This window comes from Pseudomonas sp. Z18(2022), from assembly GCF_036346535.1.
Classification (GTDB): domain Bacteria; phylum Pseudomonadota; class Gammaproteobacteria; order Pseudomonadales; family Pseudomonadaceae; genus Aquipseudomonas; species Aquipseudomonas yamanorum_A.
The window spans coordinates 143,145-168,031 of sequence record NZ_JAOTOA010000007.1 but is presented as its reverse complement, the minus strand read 5'-3'; the positions used below and the strand labels follow the sequence as shown (position 1 = coordinate 168,031).

At 61.2% G+C, this 24,887-nt stretch carries 24 protein-coding genes; 10 read left to right on the top strand and 14 right to left on the bottom strand.

The window, feature by feature from the left end:
* Nucleotides 1-139: 139 nt before the first annotated feature.
* The 5 genes from V3W39_RS17055 (at nucleotide 140) to V3W39_RS17035 (ending at nucleotide 3,640) form a co-directional block, all read left to right on the top strand.
* Nucleotides 140-1,633 carry an RNA polymerase factor sigma-54 gene (locus V3W39_RS17055; protein ID WP_026078000.1) on the top strand — a complete coding sequence of 498 codons (1,494 nt, stop codon included), beginning with the start codon at nucleotides 140-142 and terminating at the stop codon, nucleotides 1,631-1,633.
* Between the two features lie 75 nt (nucleotides 1,634-1,708).
* Nucleotides 1,709-2,014, top strand: coding sequence for a ribosome hibernation-promoting factor, HPF/YfiA family (hpf, locus tag V3W39_RS17050; protein ID WP_010170586.1), 306 nt, complete (start codon nucleotides 1,709-1,711; stop codon nucleotides 2,012-2,014).
* 12 nt (nucleotides 2,015-2,026) lie between these two features.
* Nucleotides 2,027-2,491 (top strand): PTS IIA-like nitrogen regulatory protein PtsN, encoded by a 465-nt coding sequence (gene ptsN, locus V3W39_RS17045; RefSeq protein WP_010170588.1) that lies wholly within the window; start codon nucleotides 2,027-2,029, stop codon nucleotides 2,489-2,491.
* A 2-nt stretch (nucleotides 2,492-2,493) separates the two neighbouring features.
* Nucleotides 2,494-3,351: an RNase adapter RapZ gene (gene rapZ, locus V3W39_RS17040; protein WP_177043441.1), complete on the top strand. Its 858-nt coding sequence runs from the start codon at nucleotides 2,494-2,496 to the stop codon at nucleotides 3,349-3,351.
* 16 nt (nucleotides 3,352-3,367) lie between these two features.
* Nucleotides 3,368-3,640, top strand: coding sequence for an HPr family phosphocarrier protein (locus tag V3W39_RS17035; protein WP_330212994.1), 273 nt, complete (start codon nucleotides 3,368-3,370; stop codon nucleotides 3,638-3,640).
* Nucleotides 3,641-3,748: 108 nt separating this feature from the next.
* Here the strand turns inward: V3W39_RS17035 and V3W39_RS17030 are convergent, their stop codons facing one another.
* The 6 genes from V3W39_RS17030 to pmbA form a co-directional block, all read right to left on the bottom strand.
* Entirely contained in the window at nucleotides 3,749-4,642 is an 894-nt protein-coding gene (locus V3W39_RS17030) for a ZIP family metal transporter (protein WP_177043440.1), read from the bottom strand.
* 31 nt (nucleotides 4,643-4,673) lie between these two features.
* Nucleotides 4,674-5,285, bottom strand: a complete 612-nt coding sequence (locus V3W39_RS17025) for a superoxide dismutase (protein ID WP_076014428.1) — start codon at nucleotides 5,283-5,285, stop codon at nucleotides 4,674-4,676.
* A 1-nt stretch (nucleotide 5,286) separates the two neighbouring features.
* Nucleotides 5,287-5,730: a hypothetical protein gene (locus tag V3W39_RS17020; protein ID WP_063027153.1), complete on the bottom strand. Its 444-nt coding sequence runs from the start codon at nucleotides 5,728-5,730 to the stop codon at nucleotides 5,287-5,289.
* Between the two features lie 27 nt (nucleotides 5,731-5,757).
* Nucleotides 5,758-7,134 (bottom strand): class II fumarate hydratase, encoded by a 1,377-nt coding sequence (locus V3W39_RS17015; protein WP_177043439.1) that lies wholly within the window; start codon nucleotides 7,132-7,134, stop codon nucleotides 5,758-5,760.
* Entirely contained in the window at nucleotides 7,127-7,522 is a 396-nt protein-coding gene (locus V3W39_RS17010) for a hypothetical protein (RefSeq protein WP_010170602.1), read from the bottom strand. Before V3W39_RS17010 ends, V3W39_RS17015 begins: the two co-directional genes overlap by 8 nt.
* A gap of 150 nt (nucleotides 7,523-7,672) precedes the next feature.
* Nucleotides 7,673-9,019 (bottom strand): metalloprotease PmbA, encoded by a 1,347-nt coding sequence (gene pmbA / locus V3W39_RS17005; RefSeq protein ID WP_003216094.1) that lies wholly within the window; start codon nucleotides 9,017-9,019, stop codon nucleotides 7,673-7,675.
* A gap of 108 nt (nucleotides 9,020-9,127) precedes the next feature.
* Here pmbA and yjgA point away from each other — a divergent pair, with 108 nt between their 5' ends.
* The gene (yjgA, locus tag V3W39_RS17000) at nucleotides 9,128-9,649 is read left to right on the top strand and encodes a ribosome biogenesis factor YjgA (RefSeq protein WP_003216092.1); all 522 of its coding nucleotides are present in this window, start codon (nucleotides 9,128-9,130) and stop codon (nucleotides 9,647-9,649) included.
* Between the two features lie 45 nt (nucleotides 9,650-9,694).
* Here the strand turns inward: yjgA and tldD are convergent, their stop codons facing one another.
* The 8 genes from tldD to mreB form a co-directional block, all read right to left on the bottom strand.
* Complete coding sequence (gene tldD / locus V3W39_RS16995; RefSeq protein ID WP_010170608.1) at nucleotides 9,695-11,137, bottom strand: metalloprotease TldD; 1,443 nt, start codon at nucleotides 11,135-11,137, stop codon at nucleotides 9,695-9,697.
* A gap of 16 nt (nucleotides 11,138-11,153) precedes the next feature.
* Nucleotides 11,154-12,002, bottom strand: a complete 849-nt coding sequence (locus V3W39_RS16990) for a carbon-nitrogen hydrolase family protein (RefSeq protein ID WP_177077908.1) — start codon at nucleotides 12,000-12,002, stop codon at nucleotides 11,154-11,156.
* A 48-nt stretch (nucleotides 12,003-12,050) separates the two neighbouring features.
* A complete protein-coding gene (locus V3W39_RS16985; RefSeq protein ID WP_330212993.1) occupies nucleotides 12,051-15,866 on the bottom strand; it encodes a YhdP family protein in 3,816 nt (1,271 codons plus the stop codon).
* 76 nt (nucleotides 15,867-15,942) lie between these two features.
* Nucleotides 15,943-17,400: a ribonuclease G gene (rng, locus tag V3W39_RS16980; protein ID WP_003216085.1), complete on the bottom strand. Its 1,458-nt coding sequence runs from the start codon at nucleotides 17,398-17,400 to the stop codon at nucleotides 15,943-15,945.
* A gap of 70 nt (nucleotides 17,401-17,470) precedes the next feature.
* Nucleotides 17,471-18,067, bottom strand: coding sequence for a Maf family protein (locus V3W39_RS16975; RefSeq protein WP_177043436.1), 597 nt, complete (start codon nucleotides 18,065-18,067; stop codon nucleotides 17,471-17,473).
* A gap of 50 nt (nucleotides 18,068-18,117) precedes the next feature.
* A complete protein-coding gene (gene mreD / locus V3W39_RS16970; protein ID WP_177043435.1) occupies nucleotides 18,118-18,606 on the bottom strand; it encodes a rod shape-determining protein MreD in 489 nt (162 codons plus the stop codon).
* Nucleotides 18,606-19,715, bottom strand: coding sequence for a rod shape-determining protein MreC (gene mreC, locus V3W39_RS16965; RefSeq protein ID WP_177043518.1), 1,110 nt, complete (start codon nucleotides 19,713-19,715; stop codon nucleotides 18,606-18,608). Before mreC ends, mreD begins: the two co-directional genes overlap by 1 nt.
* Nucleotides 19,716-19,855: 140 nt before the next feature.
* Complete coding sequence (mreB, locus tag V3W39_RS16960; protein WP_002555108.1) at nucleotides 19,856-20,893, bottom strand: rod shape-determining protein MreB; 1,038 nt, start codon at nucleotides 20,891-20,893, stop codon at nucleotides 19,856-19,858.
* 210 nt (nucleotides 20,894-21,103) lie between these two features.
* Here mreB and gatC point away from each other — a divergent pair, with 210 nt between their 5' ends.
* The 4 genes from gatC (at nucleotide 21,104) to V3W39_RS16940 (ending at nucleotide 24,844) form a co-directional block, all read left to right on the top strand.
* Nucleotides 21,104-21,391 carry an Asp-tRNA(Asn)/Glu-tRNA(Gln) amidotransferase subunit GatC gene (gene gatC, locus V3W39_RS16955; RefSeq protein ID WP_032860102.1) on the top strand — a complete coding sequence of 96 codons (288 nt, stop codon included), beginning with the start codon at nucleotides 21,104-21,106 and terminating at the stop codon, nucleotides 21,389-21,391.
* 16 nt (nucleotides 21,392-21,407) lie between these two features.
* Nucleotides 21,408-22,859 (top strand): Asp-tRNA(Asn)/Glu-tRNA(Gln) amidotransferase subunit GatA, encoded by a 1,452-nt coding sequence (gene gatA / locus V3W39_RS16950; protein WP_177043434.1) that lies wholly within the window; start codon nucleotides 21,408-21,410, stop codon nucleotides 22,857-22,859.
* Nucleotides 22,860-22,869: 10 nt separating this feature from the next.
* Nucleotides 22,870-24,315, top strand: coding sequence for an Asp-tRNA(Asn)/Glu-tRNA(Gln) amidotransferase subunit GatB (gene gatB, locus V3W39_RS16945; protein ID WP_010170723.1), 1,446 nt, complete (start codon nucleotides 22,870-22,872; stop codon nucleotides 24,313-24,315).
* Nucleotides 24,316-24,472: 157 nt separating this feature from the next.
* The gene (locus V3W39_RS16940; RefSeq protein ID WP_177043433.1) at nucleotides 24,473-24,844 is read left to right on the top strand and encodes a septal ring lytic transglycosylase RlpA family protein; all 372 of its coding nucleotides are present in this window, start codon (nucleotides 24,473-24,475) and stop codon (nucleotides 24,842-24,844) included.
* Nucleotides 24,845-24,887: the final 43 nt, after the last annotated feature.

Below are 24,887 nucleotides of genomic sequence, written 5' to 3'. Positions count from 1 at the left end.
AAAACCTCAGTATTTTTATTGTTACCGCGCTCTAGGCAAAGCCCCCGATATCAGGCATATAATTTGCTTATGTTTGGCGCTCACGCGCCCTGTCGTGGATGGCGCATTGCGCCGGCGAATAAGGTGTTAAGCCCCTGCCATGAAACCATCGCTAGTCCTGAGAATGGGCCAGCAGCTGACGATGACACCGCAGCTGCAACAGGCCATCCGCCTGCTCCAATTGTCGACCCTGGACCTGCAACAGGAAATCCAGGAGGCCCTGGAGTCCAATCCGATGCTCGAACGCCAGGAAGAAGGCGACGACTTCGATAATGCAGACCCGCTGGCCGACAACATCGAGCAAAAACCCAACCCCGACGTACAGGAACCCTCCTACCAGGAAACCGCCCCCACGGTGGATAACCTCGAGGAAGGTGAATGGAACGAACGCATTCCCAACGAACTTCCCGTGGACACCGCGTGGGAAGACGTCTACCAGACCAGCGCCAGCAGCCTGCCCAGCAATGATGATGACGAGTGGGACTTCACCACCCGCACGTCCGCCGGCGAGAGCCTGCAGAGCCATTTGCTCTGGCAACTGAACCTGGCCCCGATGTCCGACACCGATCGCCTGATCGCCGTGACCCTGATCGATTGCATCAACAATCAGGGCTACCTGGACGAGACCCTTGAGGAGATCCTCGAGGCCTTCGACCCGGAACTGGACATCGAACTGGACGAAATCGAAGCCGTCCTGCACCGCATCCAGCAATTCGAGCCCGCCGGCATCGGCGCCCGCACCCTCAGCGAGTGCCTGCTGCTGCAACTGCGCCAATTGCCGGCGAAAACACCTTGGCTGGCCGAAGCGCAGCGCCTGGTCACCGACTACATCGACCTGCTGGGCAGCCGCGACTACAGCCAGTTGATGCGCCGCATGAAGCTCAAGGAAGATGACCTGCGCCAGATCATCGAGCTGGTGCAGAGCCTCAACCCGCGTCCGGGCTCACAGATCGAGTCCAGCGAAGCCGAATACGTCGTGCCGGATGTAATCGTGCGCAAGGACAACGAGCGCTGGCTGGTGGAGCTGAACCAGGAATCGGTACCGCGCCTGCGGGTCAACCCGCAATACGCAGGTTTCGTGCGCCGCGCCGACACCAGCGCCGACAACACCTTCATGCGCAACCAGTTGCAGGAAGCCCGCTGGTTCATCAAGAGCCTGCAAAGCCGCAACGAAACCCTGATGAAAGTCGCCACCCAGATCGTCGAGCACCAGCGCGGCTTCCTGGAATACGGCGATGAAGCGATGAAGCCGCTGGTACTGCACGACATCGCCGAGGCGGTAGGCATGCACGAATCGACGATTTCCCGGGTAACCACGCAAAAATTCATGCATACCCCACGGGGCATTTATGAGCTGAAATACTTTTTCTCCAGCCACGTCAGCACCTCCGAAGGCGGCGAATGCTCGTCCACGGCGATCCGCGCGATCATCAAAAAACTGGTTGCCGCGGAAAATCAGAAAAAGCCGTTGAGTGACAGCAAGATCGCTGGTTTACTGGAGGCACAAGGCATTCAGGTCGCCCGTCGAACCGTCGCCAAGTACCGCGAGTCCCTTGGGATCGCGCCTTCCAGCGAGCGTAAACGTTTGATGTGACGGGCGGGCCATAGCGTTCCAGTGGCAGGCACCCCGGCCTGCCGCTTTATGCACTGGCAACGAAGGAGAAGCTGTATGCAAGTCAACATCAGTGGACACCAACTGGAAGTGACCGAACCGCTGCGCGCCTATATCGGCGAAAAACTCAAACGAATTGAGGGGCATTTCGACAAGATCACCAACGTGCAAGTCATCATGACTGTCGAGAAGCTCAAGCAGAAAATCGAAGCCACCTTGCGTATACCCGGCGGGGAAGTAGTCGCCAATGCCGAGCATTCAGATATGTATGCTGCCATTGACGACCTTACCGACAAGCTGGATCGCCAAATCAAAAAGCATAAGGAAAAGCAGCAGAGTCTTCTTCAAGGCACTGGCCGCTAACACTCCCCACCCATGATTCGACTTGAAACCATCCTGACCCCCGGCCGTTCCCTTGTGAACGTGCCGGGCGGCAGTAAAAAGCGTGCCCTCGAACAAATTGCCAACCTGATCGGCCGCGAAGTGCCCGAACTGGATACGCAAGCTGTGTATGAGGCACTGATCGCCCGTGAAAAGCTCGGTTCCACCGGCTTTGGCAACGGCATCGCCATTCCTCACTGCCGCCTGCAAGGCTGTGAGTCGCCAGTCAGCGCCCTGCTGCACCTGGACGCCCCCATCGATTTCGACGCCATCGACGGCGCGCCGGTCGACCTGCTGTTTGTATTGCTGGTCCCGCAAGCTGCCACCGATGCACACCTGGAACTGCTTAGGCAGATCGCCAGCATGCTCGACCGCAAGGAAGTACGCGACAAACTGCGCAGCGCTCCGAGCAATGAGGCGCTTTATCAGGTTGTCCTGGATGAACAAAACGGGCAGTAATCATGCGTTTGATCATCGTCAGCGGCCGTTCCGGCTCAGGTAAAAGCACGGCTCTCAATGTTCTTGAGGACAACGGCTTCTATTGCATCGACAACCTGCCCGCCGGCCTGCTGCCGGAACTGGCGGAACGTGCACTGATCCATACCGAGCTGGCACAACCGCTGGTCGCTGTTTCCATCGACGCCCGCAACCTGCCCAGCCACCTCACCCGCTTCCCCGAACTGCTCGAAGAAGTGCGGGCCAAGCACATCCATTGCGACGTGCTGTACCTCGACGCCGACGAAGAGACGCTGCTCAAGCGCTTCTCCGAAACCCGTCGACGCCACCCGCTGAGCAGCCCGCACCGCTCGCTGGCCGAAGCCATCGAGGACGAGACCAAGCTGCTGGGGCCGATCATTGACCTGGCCGACCTCAAGATCAACACCACCGGCCTGAACCTGTATCAGTTGCGCGATGCGATCAAGCTGCGCCTGCTGAATCAGCCGGAGCCGGGCACCGCCTTCCTCGTTGAGTCGTTTGGCTTCAAACGCGGTATGCCCGTGGATGCCGACCTGGTGTTTGACGTGCGCTGCCTGCCCAACCCGTACTGGAAGCCGGAACTGCGTGATCAATCCGGGCTGGACGCACCCGTGGCCGAGTACCTGGCGGCGCAACCGGATGTGGAAGAGATGTTCCAGGATATCTCCAGCTACCTGCTCAAATGGCTGCCGCGTTTTGCGGCCAGCAACCGGGCTTATGTCACCATTGCCATTGGCTGCACCGGCGGCCATCACCGTTCCGTCTACCTGACCGAACGCCTGGGCAAGGTGCTGCAACAAACCCTCAAGAACGTCCAGGTTCGCCACCGCGACCTCAGCTGAAAGGAACACCCCCGCGATGCCCGTTCTGGAAATTGAAATCATCAACAAACTGGGCCTGCACGCCCGGGCCTCGGCCAAGTTCGTCGGCGTCGCCGGGCAGTTCCCTTGCCAGATTCGCGCCGGGCGCACCCCGGAATCCATGGTCGACGGAAAAAGCATCATGGCCATGATGATGCTGGCTGCGGGCAAGGGCACGAAGATTCACTTGAAGACGGAAGGCGAGCAAGAGCAGGAAGCGATGGATGCGCTGGTAAAACTGATCAATAACTACTTTGACGAAGGCGAGTAACGCCCTCTGTAGGAGCCGGCTTGCCGGCGATTGGCCCACAAGTCTTGCACTGACCTCAGGAAGGCCATCGCCGGCAAGCCGGCTCCTACAAGGAATTTGGCAGAGTTCTTAGCCCAACGCTGTATCCATCACCATCATCAAACAAAACCCGATACACAACCCCAGGCTGGCGAGCTTGTCATGGCCATTGCGCCGCGACTCGGGAATCACTTCGTGGGTCACCACCAGCAGCATCGCCCCGGCCGCCAGCGCCAACCCCAACGGCAACAACACCTGCGCCAAACTCACCAGCCAGGCACACAGCACGGCAAATACCGGCTCCACCAGGCCTGACGCCGCGCCAATCAGGAACGCCTTGACCCGCGACATCCCCGCCCCGGCCAGCACCAACGCAATCACCAAGCCCTCCGGCACATCCTGCAAGGCGATGCCCATGGCCAGGCTGTCGGCATCGGGCATGCCGCCGCCCGCCGAGACACCGACCGCCATGCCTTCGGGAATGTTGTGCGCAATGATGGCGAACACAAACAGCCAGATGCGCGGCGGTATTACCGGATGCTCCAGACTGCCCACCAGCATTTCCGGGCTGGCGCCGGAGACCTTGCGGTCCACCAGATACAGCCCGAATGCTCCCAGCATGATGCCGAAACTGATCAAACCGCTGGCCGCCCAAGGCGTCAGCCCCAGGCTTTCGGCAGCCGCAATACCCGGCACGATCAGCGAAAACGCAGTGGCCGCCAGCATCACCCCGGCACCGAAGCCGAGCAGCGTGTCACTCACCGCCAACGGCATCCGGCGAATCACCAGTACCGGCACGGCGCCCAAGGCAGTGCCCAGTGCGCAAATCGCACCACCCTGCAAGGCACGCAGGATACGGGGCTCCAGGTCCAGCCAGGCCAGCCCTTGGGCCACCAGCAATGCAGTGCCTGCCAATAGCAGCAGCGAGCCAAACGCATAACGAAACATTCGCACGCTGCTGATCGCCAGTGTTTCAGTGCCCATAGTCGGCCTTAGATCTTGTTATAGAGGAGTTTCAGCCCAGTGCAGCCTGGTAGCGGCCGGCAACTTCCGGCCAATTGATGACGCTGTAGAACGCGTTGATGTATTCCGGACGACGGTTCTGGTACAGCAGGTAATAAGCGTGTTCCCAGACGTCCAGGCCGAGGATTGGCGTATTGCCGTTCATCAGCGGGCTGTCCTGATTACCGCTGCTCTCCACCACCAGGGTCTTTTGCGGGGTGACACTCAACCAGGCCCAGCCACTGCCGAAACGGGTCAAGGCAGCTTTGGTAAAGGCCTCTTTGAAGGCGTCGAAACCGCCCAACTGCTCGTCAATGGCTTTGCCCAGCGCACCGTCTGGCTTGCCGCCGCCCTTGGGCGACATGACGGCCCAGAACAATGAGTGGTTGGCGTGTCCGCCGCCTTGGTTGATCACCGCCGCCCGGAGTTTTTCCGGCAGTTGCTGCACGCTGGAGACCAGCTTTTCCACCGGCCAACCGGCAAACTCGGTGCCTTCCACGGCGGCGTTGAGGTTATTGATGTAGGTCTGGTGGTGCTTGGTGTAGTGGATCTCCATGGTTTGCGCGTCGATATGCGGTTCAAGGGCATCGTAGGCGTAAGGCAAGGCCGGCAAGGTGTAGGACATATCAATGAGCTCCATAAAAAGGGCTGTTGCGGGTCGACGCATCCGATGGCGCCACGTTGCTGCCCAGCAGGCGGTGGGTACGCGGGTACTCACCGTGATCGCTGATGAAATTCAACAGTTCGACGTAGGTCTTGCTGCTCTGGCGCAGCGCCGCTTCCCGCAGTTGCGGGTTGAGGCGGGTGTCCTGCATGGTCTGCAACAGCCGCTGGTGAATGGCGCAGAGGTATTCGGCGCTTTCTTCCGGCTGGTTCAGGCGCAGGTGCAGGTCGGCCAGGTTGTGATGGGAAATGACGCAAGCCGCCACCGCCTCGTCGGCATCCGCCCAGCGCTCAAACAACACTTGAGCCAGGGCCAGGGCTTGCAGGTAGGCCTCGCGGGCATCTACCAGCTCGCCCGCCATAAAGCAGCGATTGGCCCGTTCGATCGTGCGTTTCCAGTGCTCCATGGTGAGCCTCCAAAGCAGGGTCGGTGATTACACGCCGCCGGCCGTGAGCTTTTCCGGATCCAGCAGGATTTCCAGTTGGCTGCGGGGCAAGTCGGTGTGTTCGAGCGCCACATCAATCACCGGACGGCCTTGCTGATAGGCCTTCTTGGCGATTTCGGCGGCCTTTTGGTAACCGATGATCGGGTTGAGTGCGGTCACCAGGATCGGGTTGCGCGACAGCGCTTCCTTGAGCTTGGCTTCATTGACCTTGAAGCTGGCGATAGCCTTGTCGGCCAGCAGGCGGCTGGAATTGGCCAGCAATTCCAGGCTGCCGAGCAGGTTCTGGGCGATGATCGGCAGCATCACATTGAGTTCGAAGTTGCCGGACTGACCGGCGATGGTAATCACCGTGTCATTGCCGATGACTTGCGCGGCAACCATCGCAGTGGCTTCCGGGATCACCGGATTGACCTTGCCCGGCATGATCGAGGAGCCCGGTTGCAGGCCTTCCAGTTCGATTTCACCGAGGCCGGCCAACGGGCCGGAGTTCATCCAGCGCAGGTCGTTGGCAATTTTCATCAAGGACACGGCGGTGGTCTTGAGCTGCCCGGAGACCGCGACGGCTGTGTCCTGGGAGCCGATCAGGGCAAACAGGTTCTTGCCCGGAGTGAACTGCACCTGGGTCAGGCTGCTCAGTTGTTGGCTGAAGCGCGCTGCGAACTCCGGATGCGCATTGATCCCCGTGCCCACCGCGGTGCCGCCTTGGGCCAGCGCCTGCAAACTCGGCAGCAGGTCCTGCAGATGGCCAATATTGGCCTTTAGCTGTTGGGCCCAGCCATTCAGGACTTGGCTCATGCGCACTGGCATGGCGTCCATCAGGTGAGTGCGGCCGGTCTTGACGTAGCGATGCACCTCTTCGGCCTTGTGCTCGATCACCTGCACCAGGTGCAGCAGCGCCGGCAGGGTTTGTTCGTGCAGCACCAGCGCGGCGCTGACGTGGATCGTGGTCGGAATGATGTCGTTGCTGCTCTGGCCGCAGTTGACGTGGTCATTGGGGTTGACCGGCTCGCCCAGCAAACGGCTGGCGAGGGTCGCAATCACTTCGTTGGCGTTCATGTTGGAGCTGGTGCCGGACCCGGTCTGGAAGATATCCACCGGGAAATGTTGCATGAAGTCGCCTTCCAGCAAACCTTGGGCAGCATCGACGATGGCCTTGCCCTGGGCTTCGCTCAGTTGCTTGAGCTCAACGTTGGCCTTGGCGGCGGCGGCCTTGGCCAGGATCAGCGCACGAATGAACTGCGCCGGCATGCGCTGGTGGCTGATGGGAAAGTTATTCACCGCACGCTGGGTTTGTGCGCCATACAAGGCCTCGGCGGGTACTTGCAGTTCGCCCATGCTGTCGCGTTCGATACGGGTGTTACTCATCGGAAGATCCTTGCACCAGGTCAGAGTGAGAAATCGATGGAAGCAATTCGCAGGTCGCCAATTGCCAGGCAAACGTCTGCCAGCGCTTGAGGCGGCAGGCACAGTGGGAAAGCTTTTCCAGGTCGCGCAACGGGCGCCAGGCCTGGTCCAGGCACATGGATCGCCAGTGCCAGGGCAAGGCGATGTCGGAGGCGGTGTCGAGCAACAGGCGGAATGAGGTTTCGCCGATGGTCCACGGATGGGTTGCCGTGCAACAGGCCAGGTACCGGCCTTCGGCCAGATAATGTTCGATCAGGCGGGGCTCGTCGGGATCAAGGCCGCAGCGAATCTGACGACTCATCCAACGCCAGCTTTCCAGGTAGGGATCCTCATGCAGGACAGAACTCATGATCCACGCTCATTCGGTAATGATATTTATTATTAAATGATATTGAGAATCAAAACAAGAGCCTGAGGAAATCACTCGGAATTCCAGGCACAAAAAAAGGCGCGCCACCCAATGGGTGGCGCGCCTTGTTTACAAGTGTCTGTCGGCGGGTCAGCTGCCGGCGACGGTCATCTTCTCGATCAACACCGAACCGGTGCGGATGTTGCTGCGCAGTTCCAGGTCATTACCCACCGCGACGATCTGCTTGAACATGTCACGCATATTGCCGGCGATGGTCACTTCCTGCACGGCGAACTGAATCTCGCCGTTTTCGACCCAGAAACCCGCCGCGCCACGGGAGTAGTCGCCCGTGACCATGTTCAGGCCGTGGCCCATCAACTCGGTGACCAACAAGCCGCGCCCCATACGCCGCAACAGCGCCGCCTGGTCTTCATCGCCATGGGTGATGAACAGGTTGTGCACGCCACCGGAGTTGGCGGTGCTTGGCAGGCCGAGCTTGCGACCGGCGTAGGTGCCCAGCACGTAGGACACCAACTCACCGTTCTCGACGAATGGCTTGGCGTAGGTCGCCAGGCCATCACCGTCGAACGACGAGCTGCCCATGGCGCGCATCAGGTGCGGGCGTTCATCGATGGTCAGCCATTCCGGGAACAGCTTCTGGCCGATCGCCCCTTCCAGGAACGACGACTTGCGATACAAATTGCCGCCGGAAATCGCCCCGAGGAAACTGCCGAACAGACCACCGGCCAGCTCCGCCGAAAACAGCACCGGCACTTCGCACGTCGGCACCGGGCGCGCACCCAGGCGGCTGGCGGCACGTTGCGCGGCACGCTGGCCGATGAGTACCGGGTCCATCAGCAATTCGCCCTGGCGGTTCACGTCGTACCAGTAATCACGCTGCATCTGGCCGTTGGCTTCGGCAATCATCACGCAGCTCAGGCTGTGACGCGTCGAGGCATAACCGCCGATAAAGCCGTGGCTGTTGCCATACACGCGGCAGCCCTGGTGGGTGCTCAAGGTCGTACCATCGGCGTTCTTGATCCGGCTGTCGGCGTCAAATGCCGCCGCTTCACAGGTCAGTGCCTGCTCAATGGCCTGCTCCGGGGTGATGTCCCAGGCATGAAACAGGTCAAAATCCTTCAGGTCGCGTGCCATCAAGGCCGCATCGGCCAAACCCGAGCTTTCATCTTCGGAGGTGTGCTTGGCGATCGCCAGCGCGGCGGCGACGGTTTCGCGAATCGCTTCCGGGCCACTGGCGGAGGTGCTGGCCGAGCCTTTGCGCTGGCCTACGTACAAGGTGATGCCAAACCCCTGGTCGCGGTTGAATTCGACCGTTTCCACTTCCCGCTGGCGGACCGATGTCGACAAGCCCTGCTCCAGGGACACCGCCACTTCACAGGCACTGGCCCCCTGGCGCTTGGCCTCGGCAATGATCTGCTCGACTTGTTCCTGCAGTGCCGGTAACGCTTGCGGACCGACGCTTTGGGCTGCACTCATGGTTTTCTCCACTCAAATTCTGCTTTCGGTTAAGGCCTTCTAGCGACCGGGCCGGACAAGCGGCCCCCGACTGGTTATCATGGCGGCGTTTCTTTGCGGACTGCCACCATGGTTGATTCTTACGACGACTCCCTCGATGGGGAGAAAAGCAAATCTCAGGTCAAACGCGAGCTGCATGCTCTGGTTGACCTCGGCGAGCGCCTTACAACACTCAAGCCTGACTTGTGTGCAAAACTGCCATTGACCGACGCCCTGCGCCGGGCTCTGAACGATGCGCCCAAGCACACCGCGAATATCGCGCGTAAACGGCACCTCATGTTCATCGGCAAACTGATGCGCGACCAGGACACGGACGCCATTCTGACGTTGCTCGATCAACTCGATGCCTCCACTCGCCAGTACAACGAGCGTTTCCATAACCTGGAACGCTGGCGTGATCGCTTGATCGCCGGCGATGACGCGGTACTGGAGAAGTTCGTCATCGAGTACCCGGATGCCGATCGCCAACAATTGCGCTCCCTGATCCGTCAGGCCCAGCACGAACTGGCGCAAAGCAAGCCACCGGCTTCCAGCCGAAAAATCTTCAAATACATCCGTGAGCTGGACGATAGTCAACGCGGCCTGCGCTGACCCTCTTCCCCGGGTGGCGGCCTTCGCCACCCGAAGCTCCCGTTCTTACGAGCCCGTGCCACCCACGGTGATCGCATCAATTTTCAAGGTTGGCTGGCCGACACCCACCGGCACCGACTGACCATCTTTCCCGCACGTCCCCACACCGCTGTCCAGCGACAGGTCGTTACCGACCATCGACACCTTGCTCATGGCTTCCGGGCCGTTGCCAATCAACGTTGCACCCTTGACCGGCGCGGTGATCTTGCCGTCTTCAATCAAGTACGCCTCGCTGGTGGAGAACACGAACTTACCGCTGGTGATGTCCACCTGCCCGCCACCGAGGTTGGCGCAGTAGATCCCGCGTTTCACCGAGGCGATGATTTCGGCCGGATCGCTTTCGCCGCCGAGCATGTAGGTGTTGGTCATGCGTGGCATCGGCAGGTGCGCGTAGGACTCGCGACGGCCGTTACCGGTACGGGCCACGCCCATCAGGCGGGCGTTGAGCTTGTCTTGCATGTAGCCCTTGAGCACACCGTTCTCGATCAGCGTGGTGCACTCGGTCGGCGTGCCTTCGTCATCGACGCTCAACGAACCGCGACGCCCGGCCAGGGTGCCGTCATCGACAATGGTGCAAAGCTTGGACGCGACCATCTCGCCCATGCGCCCGCTGTAGGCGGAACTGCCCTTGCGGTTGAAGTCGCCTTCCAGGCCGTGGCCCACCGCTTCATGCAGCAGCACGCCGGACCAGCCGGAACCCAGCACCACCGGCAACGTGCCGGCCGGTGCCGGAATCGCTTCCAGATTGACCAGCGCCTGGCGCAACGCTTCACGGGCATAACCCATGGCGCGGTCTTCGGTGAGGAAATAACGGTAGTCGGTACGCCCGCCGCCGCCATGGCCACCGCGCTCGCGGCGGCCGTTCTGTTCGACGATCACGCTGACATTGAAGCGCACCAGTGGGCGTACATCTGCCGCCAGGCCGCCATCGGTGGAGGCCACGAGGATGCGCTCCCACACACCGGCCATGCTCACGGTGACTTGCTGGATACGTGGGTCCAGGGCTCGGGTCGCGGCGTCCACACGCTTGAGCAGCTCGACCTTTTCGGCACGGCTGATCACTTCCAGCGGGTTATCCGGCGCATACAACTGGGCCACATCCTGGGTGCTGAACGCCTGCACCGTACCGTTTTGACCGGCGCGGGAGATCGAACGGGCAGCGCGAGCCGCCAGGCCCAAGGCTTCCAGGGTGATGGCGTTGCTGTAGGCAAAGCCGGTTTTCTCACCGGACTGGGCACGCACGCCCACACCCTGGTCGAGGTTGAAGCTGCCTTCCTTGACGATCCCGTCTTCCAGGGCCCAGGACTCGGAAATCTGCCCCTGGAAATACAGGTCGGCAGCGTCGATGCCTGGCCCGGCCAGATCGCCGAGGACTGTTTGCAAGCTTTCGATGGTCACGCCACCGGGCGCCAGGAGGTGTTCACTGACTGAGGACAACAACTCGCTCATAGGTTTGGCCTTAAATTCATCGTTCTGAAGCAGGTCGCTGCGCGCCCTGCGAGAAAAAGCGCCGGTGGCCTGCCACCGGCATGCGCGTCCGTATCGACGCCTGTTCACTGCTGTCGCGTTCGGCCAGTAACACCGCCTCGCCTTGATCCTGTTGTGCCAGCACTCGCCCCCATGGGTCGATAATCGCTGCATGCCCGAAGGTTTCCCGTGGCCCCGGGTGCACGCCGCCCTGGGCAGCCGCCAGCAGGTAGCACTGGGTTTCGATGGCCCGGGCACGAATCAGCACGTCCCAGTGCGCGGCGCCCGTCACCGCCGTAAAGGCGGAAGGCGCGGTGATCAATTCGGCTCCCGCAGCGCGCAATTCGCTGTACAGCTCCGGGAAGCGCAGGTCGTAGCACACCGTCAGCCCCAGACGGCCCACCGGCGTATCCGCCACCACCACCTGGCTACCATGAGCATAGTCATCGGATTCGCGATAACGGCCCCGGGCATCGGCCACGTCGACATCGAACAGGTGCAGCTTGTCGTAACGGGCGACGATTTCGCCCTGATCGTCGATCAACAACGAGCAGGCGTTGGACTTGGCGTTCGGTTGGTCCTTGGGAGGCAGCGGCAAAGTGCCGGCCACTATCCATAAGGTGAGGTCGCGGGCGGTCTGTTTCAACCATGGCAGGACAGGACCTTCGCCCAAGGCCTCGGCGCGACCGATATCGGCCACATCGCGACGGCCCATGGCGGCGAAGTTTTCCGGGAGGACCGCAAGCTTTGCTCCGCCCGCCGCCGCTTGCTCCAGCAGGCGCCGGGCCTGGGCCAGGTTGGCCAGCACGTCGCTTTGGCTGACCATTTGAATTACCGCGAAGGACATGGGCCCACACTCCATAAAAAGCATGAGGCCATGCTACTCCACAGGTACTCAGTTTGGCTTTTCAAATGGCTTGTCGAAGGTGATTTTCGGGTCCTTCCACGGGCCTTCGACCTTGTACTGCACGCTGGCGAAACGCGAAACGCGGTCGCCAATCAGCTTGTCGATCAGGAACAATGCACCGCCAATGGCCGGCGCGCCGACGATCAGCGCCGCAATCGGCAGGTTATTGGTGACCGGTAGCGTCACCAGCAACTTGGCGTCCACACGATCAGCCACCAGGTCCAGGGTGCCGTTGATCTCCAGGTTGCTCGACGGCCCCGTCATGGTGATCGGCTCGCGGGTTACAAACACGCCGTTGCTGGCGGCCAGCAAGCCCTTGACCCGGTCATAGCTCAAGCCTTTGCCGAGCAAGTCCGAGAAGTCCAGGCGCAGACGGCGACCGATGGAGTTGAAGTTCAGCAAGCCAAACACCCGCAGGGCCTGGGCACCGCCTTCCACTTCGACGAATTGGCCTTTGCGAAAGCTTGCATCCAGGCTGCCGGAGAAACGCTTGGGGCCGACCCAGGCCGGCGAACCCGGCCAGCGCCCGTCCACGTCAACATGAAAGTCTTCGCTGGTCACGCTCGGCGCAAACCCCCAGCCCTTGAGCACGTCGCCAATATTCTTGCCATCCAGGCGGCCCTTGTACCAACTGCTGCTGGCCCCGGGAGCGCCTTCCCAACCGCCGGCGCCCTGCAGCAGCATACCTTTGAGCCCCAGGTTGAGGCTGTTGAACGCCATGCCCTTGGTGGTCGGCCGGACTTTCAACGACCAGGCACCTACCAGATCCGGGCCCTGGAACAACTGGGCAATCGAGATATCCAGTGCCGGAATATCCTTGGGATCGACATCAGCCAGCGGGTCCGGCGCATTTTCATCCGCCTGCACCGTCGGATCCACCGCAGGCAATTTCACGTACTGCAAGTTGACCGCAATCGGCGCGCCCTTGGCATCCGGAAGCCCCACGGTGCCTTTGGCCTGCTGGCTGTCGAACTGCAAACCCCAGGCAGCGGGCTTGCGATCCAGTTGCAGGTTGACCTGGTCAAACTGGGTGCCGAAGCCGGTCAGCTTGCCGACCTTGAAGTCGGCGCCGCTCAACAGTTGCTTGGCACTGCCACCCGGGTCGTTGCCGGCGTAGCGGTCTACCAGTTTTTTCCAGGGGTCGATATCCAGCTCCGACAACACACCGCGAATACGCAAGCCCTTGCCGGCTGGCAACACGGCATCGCCTTCCCCCAGGAACAGCTCACCACGGCCATCGGCAAAATTGTCCGCCGGGGCGGCGAAGGTGAAGCTGCCCAACTCGCCATAATCAAACCAGTAGCGGCGCTCCTTACCCTGCAACGTCATGCGGAACACGCTGTCACGGCCCTGGCTCGCCGGCATGCCGAACGGTGCCGGCAGGTCCACGGCCACGCCCTTGAGGTTGGAGCTGACCATCAACTGGCTGTCGGCGCCGTCGAGGTTGAGCTGCAATTGGTACGGAATATCACCGGACACCGGCAACGGCTGGCTGACTTTCAGCCAGTCAGTCAGCCGCTTGACGGTCACTTGCCCCTTGGCGGTCACGCGGGTATTGAGATTGCCCTGCCGGCCATCGGCAAAAATCTGCGCGGTGATCGGCCGGTCGAAGGCCTGGGCGCTGATGTTCTGGCCACTCAGGCCCTTGGCGCTGTCGAAACGGAAATCACCCTTGAGCTGGCTCAGGTCCAGCGTCGGCTCGGCGAGTTGCAGGCGCGCCTTGTCGGTCTTGAAATCCACCACAATCTTGGGATCTGCACCCTTGGCCAGTGGAATATCCAGGTCGAGCTTGCCTTGCAGGTCGCCCTCGCCTTTCCAGCCAGCGAAGGTCGAGGCGGTGCCAATCGGCGCTTCCTGAAGGATCTTGAGGCCATCGCCCAGGCCGCCGGCAAAATTGCCGGTGAGCAGCAGGTGGCTGTCTTTGCCTTCCGGGGCATGGGGAATGTTGACGTAGATGTCGTTGACCTTGGTGTCGAGCAACTGGCCCTTGCTGGCCAGGATGCGCACGCCGCTTTCCTCGACAAACACTTCGCCCTTGACCTTGCTGACGTGGGGCCAGCCCGGCTGGAACGCCAGTTCGGCATCGTGCACCTTGAAGAACAGGCTGATATTGCGCGAAGCAGGCAGCGCATCGTGGTTCAGCGAGCCCTGGTACTGGAAGAAGCCCTCATCCACCGCGCCCTTGAGGATCGCGGTGCGCAGCCACTCATCGAGTGCGGGGCTCAAGACGGCAGGCAGGTATTTGGGGGTGAAGCGGCCATCGCCGTCGACCATACCGACCCGTAGGTCCATGTAGTCTTCCTGGCTATGGTCGAAATGCAGGCGAATCAGGAAGTCCGCCGCCACTTTGCCCTCTTCTCCCAGCACCTTGATGTACGGCGCAATCAGGGTGAAGCCTTCTTTATCCAGCTTCCACGTCAGGCGAGCGTTGGCCTGGATGTACTGCCAGGGCTTGGCAAAAATCGGGAACAGGTGCAAGGAGAAGTCCTTGCTGTCCATGCGCAGCTCGCCCTTGCCCAGGTCACCGCTGATGCTACCGCTGACATTGCGGGCCGCCGGCGCGCCGAAGTAGGCGTCAAAGCCGATGCGATCGAGGTTGGCCGCGAAGCTCACGCGCTGGTCAGTGGTGTCTTCAGGACGGTAATCCAGCAACACGTTGCGCAGCGTACCCGTGGCCTTGAGGTGATCCAGGGTGGTGGCCAGGGCTTCCGGCAACGGTGCCAAGGCATGCAGCAACGGGGTGATCGGGGTCAGGTCGAGGCGATCGGCCTGCAGGTTCCAGACTTCCAGGGCCTTGTCCGTGGCCAGCGTCTGTTGCAGTTGCAGGCGCGATTCCCAGCGGGTGTCGCCGAGGTTCATCGCCAACGAATCAAACAGTACCTTGAGGCCACTGTCACTGCGTTGCAGGTACGCGGTGAGGGCCAGGTTCTCGATATGGGTCGGCTTGCGGTCGGCATAGCTGCCCTTGAGTTGCGGGGCATTGAGGCGCACGGCGGCGCTTTGTACGGTGCCCTTGGCCCAGCTCAGCCAGAATTCGCCGCCAGCCTTCAGCTCGGTGAGCTTCCATTGTTGGGTCAATTTCGCCGGGATCCATTTTGCCCAGTCACTCTGCGGCAAGCTCAGGTAAGCCTCGGCTTCCCCGTCTTTCCACTGGCTGGCGCGGATCCGGGTACGCAGGTTCAGCGCCAACGGCTGGCCGTCGGGCAGGGTCAAGCGTGCGTCCAGGCGCTGGCGGTTGGCGCCGGTCTGCAGGCTCACGCCGACATAGGTCAAGGTCAGCGGCGCCTGGTCGAACGGCTGCAGCGTCACCTGGCTGTCGAGCAATGAGACTTGCCCGACCATTTGCATGCGCGTCAGCAGCTGTTCAGGGTCCAGCGGCTGGTCGTCCTGCACCGGCAGGCCTTGCAGCGCCCAGTGGCCGTCCTTGTCTTCCTTCACGCTGACTTGCAGGCCACTGACTTCCAGATGGGCAATCCGCACTTCCCGCGCCAGCAGGCTGGCCCAGATATCCGGCACCACTTGCACCTGGTCCAGGCGCAGGGCGTTGTTGCCCTCGCCGACCATCACGTCGTGAGCCATCAACACCGGGGCGAAACCGCTCCAGCGCCCTTCCAGGCTGCCGATGTTCAGGGGCATATCCAGCGCGGTGCGGGCCTTGGCTTCGATTTCGCCACGGTATTCCGCTACCAGCGGCGTCAATTCACGGCCAAGGCTCACGTACACCGCTGCCAATACCAGCAGCAAGGCACACAGGCCGAGGCCCCAGCGGGTCAATGCGGCAAAAAAGCGTATCAGACGCTCCATGTCAGGCGACCCTCAAAGGCAATAGTCGGACAGCAGATCAAGGTCTGCCGGTCTCGTTGATAAGAGCTAACGCGAATCAGAGCAGCACCACGTCATATTGTTCCTGGGAATACATGGTTTCGACCTGGAAGCGAATGGTGCGCCCGATAAAACCCTCCAGCTCGGCCACGTTGCCGGACTCTTCATCCAGCAGTCGGTCGACCACCTTCTGGTTAGCCAGGACTCTATAACCCTCGGCCTGGTAGGCGCGCGCCTCCCGTAAGATTTCCCGGAAAATCTCGTAGCAAACCGTTTCCGGGGTCTTCAACTTGCCGCGCCCCTGGCAACTGCTGCACGGCTCGCACAGCACTTGCTCCAGGCTTTCGCGGGTGCGCTTGCGGGTCATCTGCACCAGGCCCAACTCGGTAATGCCAATGATGTTGGTCTTGGCGTGGTCGCGCTCCAGTTGCTTCTCCAGGGTACGCAGCACCTGGCGCTGGTGCTCTTCGTCTTCCATGTCGATGAAGTCGATAATGATGATCCCGCCCAGGTTGCGCAGGCGCAGCTGGCGCGCAATCGCGGTGGCGGCTTCGAGGTTGGTCTTGAAGATGGTTTCTTCGAGGTTGCGATGGCCTACAAAAGCGCCGGTGTTGACGTCGATGGTGCTCATGGCTTCCGCCGGGTCCACCACCAGGTAGCCGCCGGACTTGAGCGGCACTTTGCGCTCGAGGGCTTTCTGGATTTCGTCTTCGACGCCATACAGGTCGAATATCGGCCGTTCGCCCGGGTAGTGCTCCAGGCGGTCGGCGATTTCCGGCATCAGCTCGGCAACAAATTGCGTGGTGCGCTGGAAGGTTTCCCGCGAGTCGATGCGAATTTTCTCGATCTTCGGGCTGACCAGATCGCGCAAGGTGCGCAAGGCCAGGCCGAGGTCTTCATAGATCACGCTGGGTGCGCCGATGGTCTTGATCTGCGCGCCAATCTGATCCCAGAGGCGACGCAGGTAGCGGATGTCCATAAGGATTTCATCGGCGCCGGCGCCTTCTGCGGCGGTACGCAGGATGAAACCTCCGGCTTCCTTGATGCCTTCCAGCGCAACGCAGTCGCTGACCACCTTTTTCAGGCGCTCGCGCTCGGCTTCGTCTTCGATCTTCAGGGAGATGCCAACGTGGGCCGTGCGTGGCATGTACACCAGGTAACGCGAAGGAATCGACAGTTGCGTGGTCAGGCGCGCGCCTTTGGAGCCAATCGGGTCCTTGGTGACTTGCACCACCAGGCTTTGCCCTTCGTGCACCAGGGCGCTGATGCTTTCAACCGCCGGGCCTTCGCGCAGGGAGATTTCCGAAGCATGGATAAACGCGGCGCGGTCCAGGCCGATGTCGACGAAAGCCGCCTGCATCCCCGGCAACACACGCACGACTTTGCCTTTATAGATATTGCCGACGATCCCGCGCTTTTGGGTGCGCTCGACGTGCACTTCTTGCAGAACACCGTTCTCTACCACCGCCACGCGCGATTCCATCGGCGTGATATTGATCAGAATCTCTTCACTCATGGCTGGGTCTCGTTCAGGCGTTTTCACAATAGTGACCGATCGCTTAAGGCTTGGCGCTGGAATACGGCGTTTAGCGCACGGTAAGGTTTTGCCAACAGGGTATGCCGAATTGGCCCAGCAGTTCTGCGGTTTCGCAGACAGGCAGGCCAACGACGGCAGAGTAGCTGCCATTGAGTCCGGCGACGAACACCGCCGCCAAGCCTTGGATAGCATAGCCGCCCGCTTTGTCCTGGGGCTCGCCGCTGTGCCAATAAGTGGTGGCTTCATCCGCTGAAATCTTGCGAAAGCGCACGCGGCTGCTGATCAGCCGCGTTTCGCAACGCTGGCCGTCAATCAGGGCAATAGCCGTCAGAACTTCATGTTCACGATCAGAAAGGGCCAGCAACATGGCCTGGGCGTCGGCCTGACCCACGGGTTTACCGAGGATTTGGCCATCGAGGATGACCGCGGTGTCGGCGCCCAGCACGCAGGTGCCAGCCGCATCGGCCAAGGCCGCACGACCGGCCGCAGCCTTGCCGCGCGCCAGGCGCTCTACGTAGGACGCAGGCGATTCATTGGTAAGAGGAGTTTCATCAATGGCGGCGCTGACGACGGTGAACGGCACACCGATCTGGGTCAGCAGTTCACGTCGCCTCGGAGAGCCCGAGGCCAGATAAAGCGAATTCATGCAGACTCTCCCTGTTGGGTTCGATAACCAGGCAGAGCCTCGCGATCCATTCAATTGATTTTATAGCGACGACGCAACCCACGCAGGCCGAAACTGATCCAGGGCCACAACAGCGCACTGACCAGGGCGGGCAATACCAGCGCCAGGGTCGGTTGGCGGTTGCCGGTCAAGGCACTGAGCCACAGCTGCACCAACTGCGCCAGGCCGAAGATCACCAGGATCACCAGGCACTGTTGCCACATGGGGAACATGCGCAGGCGCTGCTGCAACGACAACACCAGGAAAGTAATCAGGGTCAGGATCAGCGCGTTCTGGCCCAGCAGCGTGCCGTAAAGCACGTCTTCCATCAGCCCCAGGCACATGGCCGTGACCATCCCGACCTTGTGGGGCAACGCCAGAGACCAGAAGGCCAGCAGCAAGGCGAGCCACAACGGACGCAGGATTTCCATGAATTGCGGCAACGGCGAAACGCTGAGCAGCAAGCCGATGGCAAAGGTCAGCCAGACGATCCAGCCGTTACGCGAATGAGTACCGGCCATTATTCTTCCCTCTGCCGAGTGGTTGCCGGGGCCGCTGCCGGTGGCTTGGCGGCGGCGGGCGGTTTGGCAGCGGCAGGTGTTGCAGCCGCAGGCTTGGCCGGACGCGCGCTATGGGCCACCGGTTTGGCCGGGGTTGCGACAGGCGCGGCTGGGGTTGCCGGAGCGGCAGCCGGGGCGGCAGGTACAGCCGGCTTTGGCACGGTGGCCGGAATGATCGGCGCAGTGCCGTTTTGCTTGTCTTCCGCTTCCTGGGCCTGGGCGGCGTCGTTGGCGCGCTCTTCCGGGGTGCGGTTGTCGCTGAACACCAGCAGCAGGTAGCGGCTGCGGTTCAACGCGGCAGTCGGCACGGCGCGCACAATGGCGAACGGCTGGCCGGAGTCGTGGATCACTTCCTTGACCGTCGCGACCGGGTAGCCTGCCGGGAACCGCTGACCCAGGCCGGAACTGACCAGCAGGTCGCCTTCCTTGATGTCGGCGGTGTCTGCAACGTGGCGCAGTTCCAGGCGTTCCGGGTTACCCGTACCGCTGGCAATCGCCCGCAAGCCATTGCGGTTCACTTGCACCGGGATACTGTGGGTGGTGTCGGTGAGCAGCAGGACGCGGGACGTATAAGGCATCAACTCCACCACTTGGCCCATCAAGCCACGGGCATCGAGCACCGGCTGGCCAAGGACCACGCCGTCGCGCTCACCCTTGTTGATGATGATGCGATGGGTGAAGGGGTTCGGGTCCATACCGATCAACTCGGCCACTTCGACCTTCTCGTTGACCAGCGCGGAAGAATTGAGCAACTCGCGCAGCCGAACGTTCTGCTCGGTGAGGGCCGCCAGCTTTTGCATGCGCCCCTGCAGCAGCAGGTTTTCGGTCTTGAGTTTTTCGTTTTCGGCCACCAGCTCGGTACGGCTGCCAAATTGGCTGGCCACACCCTGGTAAAGACGCTGCGGCAGGTCAGTGATCCAGTAAGTCTGCATCAGGACCAGCGACATCTGGCTACGCACTGGCTTGAGCAGTGTGAAGCGGGCATCGACCACCATCAGCGCAACCGATAGCACGACCAGCACCAACAGGCGCACGCCCAATGAGGGGCCTTTGGAGAAAAGCGGTTTAATAAGCCGCTCCTCCCGGGCAAATGTTTTCTTTATTCATACGGCATCAAACCGGCCTGGATGCAGATTGAAGAAGATAAACGCCAACAGGCAGCACTGCAAAGTGCTGCCTGTTGGCGAAGCATGGGCCAACCAGCAAAATCTTATTCGCTGGAGAGCAGGTCCATGGTGTGTTTATCCATCATTTCCAGTGCACGACCACCGCCACGGGCGACGCAGGTCAGCGGGTCTTCAGCGACGATCACTGGCAGACCGGTTTCCTGGGCCAGCAACTTGTCGAGGTCGCGCAGCAAGGCGCCACCACCGGTCAGTACCAGGCCACGCTCGGCGATATCGGAAGCCAGTTCCGGAGGCGATTGCTCCAGGGCGCTCTTCACAGCCTGAACGATGGTGGCCAGGGACTCTTGCAGAGCTTCCAGCACTTCATTGGAGTTCAGGGTGAAGGCACGTGGAACGCCTTCGGCCAGGTTGCGACCGCGAACATCCACTTCGCGAACTTCGCCGCCTGGGTAAGCGGTACCGATTTCCTGCTTGATGCGCTCGGCGGTGGATTCGCCGATCAGGCTGCCGTAGTTACGGCGCACGTAGGTGATGATCGCTTCGTCGAAGCGGTCGCCGCCAACCCGTACGGATTCGGCATACACCACACCATTGAGGGAGATCAGGGCGATTTCAGTGGTACCACCACCGATATCCACCACCATCGAACCGCGGGCTTCTTCAACCGGCAGGCCGGCACCGATCGCAGCAGCCATTGGCTCTTCGATCAGGAACACTTCACGGGCACCGGCACCAAGGGCCGATTCACGGATGGCACGACGCTCCACCTGGGTGGACTTGCACGGAACGCAGATCAGCACACGAGGGCTGGGCTGCAGGAAGCTGTTTTCGTGAACCTTGTTGATGAAGTACTGCAGCATCTTTTCGCAGACGCTGAAGTCGGCAATCACGCCATCCTTCATCGGACGAATGGCAGCAATGTTGCCCGGTGTTCGGCCAAGCATGCGCTTGGCCTCGGTGCCAACGGCAACGACACTTTTCTGATTACCATGGGTCCGAATAGCCACAACCGATGGCTCATTCAGGACGATACCGCGCTCGCGCACGTAAATAAGGGTGTTGGCAGTGCCCAGGTCGATGGAAAGATCGCTGGAAAACATGCCACGCAGTTTCTTGAACATGGGAAAGGGACCCTAGGCAACGCGTGGGTAAAAAAGTGCGGCAAACTCTAACAACGACAGGGATTTTGGGCAAGGCGCCAATGTGCTAAATTGGCCGACTTTCTGTGCACCAACCCCCACAATCGCGGCCATATGACCGTAGAAATGCGGTAGTGTTCCTACAATCTAACACACGGATAGCTTCCGTTCTGTTTTCCACTGGAGAATCCCATGGCGCTTGAACGCTCCGACGTGGAAAAAATCGCTCATCTGGCCTGCCTGGGCCTCAATGAAGCCGATCTTCCACAGACCACTGCAGCCCTGAACAGCATTCTCGGGCTGGTCGACCAAATGCAAGCCGTGAACACCGACGGCATCGAGCCCCTGGCTCACCCGCTGGAAGCCAGCCAGCGCCTGCGCGCCGACGTCGTGACCGAGCGCAATCATCGCGAGGCCTACCAGTCCATCGCGCCAGCGGTCGAAAACGGCCTGTACCTGGTTCCGAAAGTCATCGACTAAAGGGAAAGAGCCTGCAATGCATCAATTGACTCTGGCCGAGATCGCCCGCGGTCTCGCCGACAAAAAGTTTTCTTCCGAAGAGCTGACCAAGACCCTGCTGGCGCGTATCGCCGAGCTGGACCCGAAGGTCAACAGCTTCATCAGCCTCACCGAAGAGCTGGCCCTGAGCCAGGCCAAGGCCGCCGACGCCCGTCGCGCCAACGGTGAGAACGGCGCCCTGTTGGGTGCGCCGATTGCCCACAAAGACCTGTTCTGCACCCAAGGCATTCGCACCAGCTGCGGCTCGAAGATGCTCGACAACTTCAAGGCGCCCTATGACGCCACCGTGGTCGCCAAGCTGGCTGCTGCCGGGGCCGTGACCCTGGGCAAGACCAACATGGACGAATTCGCCATGGGCTCGGCCAACGAGTCGAGCTACTACGGCGCGGTGAAAAACCCGTGGAACCTTGAGCACGTGCCCGGCGGTTCGTCCGGTGGTTCGGCCGCAGCGGTTGCCGCTCGTCTGTTACCTGCCGCCACGGCCACCGATACCGGCGGTTCGATCCGCCAGCCGGCCGCTTTCACCAACCTCACCGGTTTGAAACCGACCTACGGTCGCGTTTCCCGCTGGGGCATGATTGCCTACGCCTCCAGTCTCGATCAGGGCGGCCCTCTGGCACGCACGGCTGAAGACTGCGCAATATTGTTACAAGGCATGGCAGGCTTCGATCCGCAGGACTCCACCAGCATCGATGAACCCGTGCCGGACTACAGCGCCAGCCTGAATACCTCGATCAAAGGCCTGCGCATCGGCGTGCCAAAAGAGTATTTCAGCGCCGGCCTCGACCCGCGCATCGCCGAACTGGTGCACAACAGCGTCAAGGCGCTGGAAAAGCTCGGCGCCGTGATCAAGGAAATCAGCCTGCCGAACAACCAGCACGCGATTCCTGCCTACTACGTGATTGCCCCGGCAGAAGCGTCCTCCAACCTGTCGCGTTTCGACGGCGTGCGTTTCGGCTACCGCTGCGAAAACCCGAAAGACCTCACCGACCTTTATAAGCGCTCCCGCGGCGAAGGTTTCGGCGTGGAAGTACAACGCCGGATCATGGTCGGTGCCTACGCCCTGTCCGCCGGTTACTACGACGCGTACTACCTCAAGGCGCAAAAGATCCGTCGCCTGATCAAGAACGACTTCATGGCTGCCTTTAATGAAGTCGACGTGATCCTCGGCCCAACCACGCCGAACCCGGCCTGGAAGATCGGCGCCAAGACCGGCGACCCGATCGCCGAGTACCTGGAAGACCTGTACACCATCACCGCCAACCTCGCCGGGCTGCCGGGCTTGTCCATGCCTGCAGGTTTCGTCGACGGTTTGCCGGTGGGCGTGCAACTGCTCGCCCCGTATTTCCAGGAAGGCCGCCTGCTCAATGTGGCGCACCAGTACCAGTTGAACACTGACTGGCACACTCGCACCCCTACCGGCTTCTGAGGAGAACACTATGCAATGGGAAGTCGTGATCGGGCTGGAGATTCATACCCAGCTCGCCACCCAATCGAAGATTTTCTCCGGTAGCGCCACCACGTTCGGCTCCGAGCCCAACACCCAGGCCAGCCTCGTAGACCTGGGCATGCCCGGCGTACTGCCGGTGCTGAACCAGGAAGCGGTGCGCATGGCGGTGATGTTCGGCCTCGCCATCGATGCCGAAATCGGCCAGCACAACGTGTTCGCCCGTAAAAACTACTTCTACCCGGACCTGCCCAAGGGCTACCAGATCAGCCAGATGGAATTGCCGATCGTCGGCAAGGGCTACCTGGACATCCCGCTGGAAGACGGCACCATCAAACGTGTCGGCGTGACCCGCGCGCACCTGGAAGAAGATGCCGGCAAGAGCCTGCATGAAGAATTCAACGGCGCCACCGGCATCGACCTGAACCGCGCCGGCACGCCGTTGCTGGAGATCGTGTCCGAGCCGGACATGCGCAGCGCCAAGGAAGCCGTGGCCTACGTCAAGACGATCCACGCGCTGGTACGTTACTTGGGGATTTGCGACGGCAACATGGCCGAAGGCTCCCTGCGTTGCGACTGCAACGTGTCGGTGCGGCCAAAAGGCCAGGCCGAGTACGGCACGCGCTGCGAGATCAAGAACGTCAACTCGTTCCGTTTCATCGAGAAGGCGATCAACACCGAAGTGCGTCGCCAGATCGAGCTGATCGAAGACGGCGGCAAGGTAATCCAGCAGACCCGCCTGTACGACCCGAACAAAGACGAAACCCGCGCCATGCGCAGCAAGGAGGAAGCCAACGACTACCGTTACTTCCCCGACCCGGACCTGTTGCCGGTGGTCATCGAGGACTCGTTCCTGGCTGACGTGCGCGCCACCCTGCCGGAGCTGCCGCCGCAAAAACGCGAGCGCTTCCAGGAGCAGTTCGGTCTTTCGGTGTACGACGCCAGCGTATTGGCCTCGAGCCGCGAGCAAGCCAACTACTTCGAAAAAGTCGTGAGCATTGCCGGCGACGCCAAACTGGCGGCCAACTGGGTGATGGTTGAGCTGGGCAGCCTGTTGAACAAACAGGGCCTGGAAATCGACGAAGCACCGGTGTCGGCCGAGCAATTGGGCGGCATGCTGCTGCGGATCAAGGACAACACCATCTCCGGCAAAATCGCCAAGACTGTGTTTGAAGCCATGGCCGCAGGCGAAGGCAATGCTGACGAGATCATCGAGAAGCGCGGCCTGAAGCAAGTCACCGACAGCGGCGCGATTTCGGCCGTGCTCGACGAGATGCTGGCAGCCAACGCCGAACAGGTTGAACAATACCGTGCAGCGGATGAAGCCAAGCGCGGCAAGATGTTCGGCTTCTTTGTCGGCCAGGCGATGAAAGCCTCCAAAGGCAAGGCCAACCCGCAACAGGTCAACGAACTGCTGAAAAGCAAACTCGAAGGCTGATCGCGGTCGTCTCACTGCGGGAGCCGGCTTGTGTGGGAGCTGGCTTGCTTGCGATAGCATCACCTCGGTGCACCTGAAAGACCGAGGCGCTTGCATCGCGGGCAAGCCCGGCTCCCACATTAAGCCGGTTTCCACATCACTTTCGGGGACACCTTGAATGAAGCGTCTACTCGGCCTGCTGGCCCTGTTCTCACTGCTCGCCGGCTGCGCCAGCGGCCTCATCGACCCCAACGGCTACGACGAAACCGGCACCGCCTCCTACTACGGCGCCAAACACCACGGCAATCGTACTGCCAGCGGTGAACCGTTCAACCAGAATGCCCTGACCGCCGCCCATCGTCGCCTGCCCTTCGGCACGCAGGTGAAGGTCACCAACCTCGACAACGACAAAAGCGTCATTGTCCGCATCAACGACCGCGGCCCGCACACCCGTGGGCGCCTGATCGACCTGTCACGCAAAGCCGCCGAACAGCTGGGAATGATCAGCAGCGGCACCGCACGCGTTCGCGTGCAAGCCCTCAGCAACTGACCCACGGAGCCCAGGCCATTTTCGGATTAACCGCCCTCTCGCT